This window comes from Bradyrhizobium sp. UFLA05-108 (genome assembly GCF_059803455.1).
Genome location: NZ_JBANAZ010000235.1, coordinates 1 through 790, shown reverse-complemented (window position 1 = coordinate 790; position 790 = coordinate 1). Strand labels below are relative to the sequence as shown.

Genomic DNA, 790 nt, shown 5'->3' with positions numbered 1-790 from the left:
ATAGAAACCATGGCGTTGAACAGCATCACCCAGAACATCAGCATCGGTTGCTCGACCTGCGCCGCGCAGTACAGCGCCAGCGCCCCGAACAGGTGGCAAAGCGCATACAGGTAGTTGGCCTTCATCCATCGATCGGCGATGATGCCCGCCAGCCCCGGCATGATCAGCGCGGCGATAGCCTTGGCGCTGTAAACCATTCCCACCTGCATACCGCTGAAATGCAGCGTGTTGATCATGTAGGAGCCCAGCGTCACCAGCCAGGCGCCCCAAATAAAGAACTGCAGGAAAATCATGACTTTTAATCGTGTTTTTATCGCCATCGCCATCACCTTGTTATTATGCTTTCAACGATGATTGGTGCGGCGGGCCCCCTGCAGCCCGCCGCCGGTTTGCTTGCGGTGTTACAGCGTTTTGAACAGCTCGCGGATCAGGCGCATGAAATCGTCCGCCGCCAGCGCCGCGCAGCTGAGCGTTTGTTCGTGGGAAAGAGGCATATCCGACAGCCCTTCGGCGTAGTTGGTCATCGCGGACACCACCAGCACCTTGAGACCGCAGTGGCGCGCCGCCAGGACTTCCGGCACGATCGACATGCCCACCACGTCGCAGCCCAGGGTCTGCATCATGCGGATCTCCGCCGGCGTTTCGAAATTCGGCCCGGTGTAGGCAGCGAATACCCCTTCCGCCAGCGGGATGCCCGCGCTTTCGGCCACCGCCGCCAGTTGGGCGCGCAGATCGCGATCGTAGGCGTTCGCCAGGCTGAAAAAGCGCGGCCCGAAGCGCTCGTCGTTGG

Annotated in this window: 2 protein-coding genes; both read right to left on the bottom strand. The window is 60.9% G+C overall.

Going from position 1 to position 790, the window contains the following annotated elements:
- Nucleotides 1-320: MFS transporter (locus SO140_RS46215; protein WP_498544236.1), on the bottom strand; the 320-nt coding region annotated here is incomplete at its 3' end.
- A gap of 81 nt (nucleotides 321-401) precedes the next feature.
- A partial coding sequence (locus SO140_RS46210; protein ID WP_498544235.1) for a phosphorylase family protein occupies nucleotides 402-790 on the bottom strand: 389 nt, incomplete at its 5' end.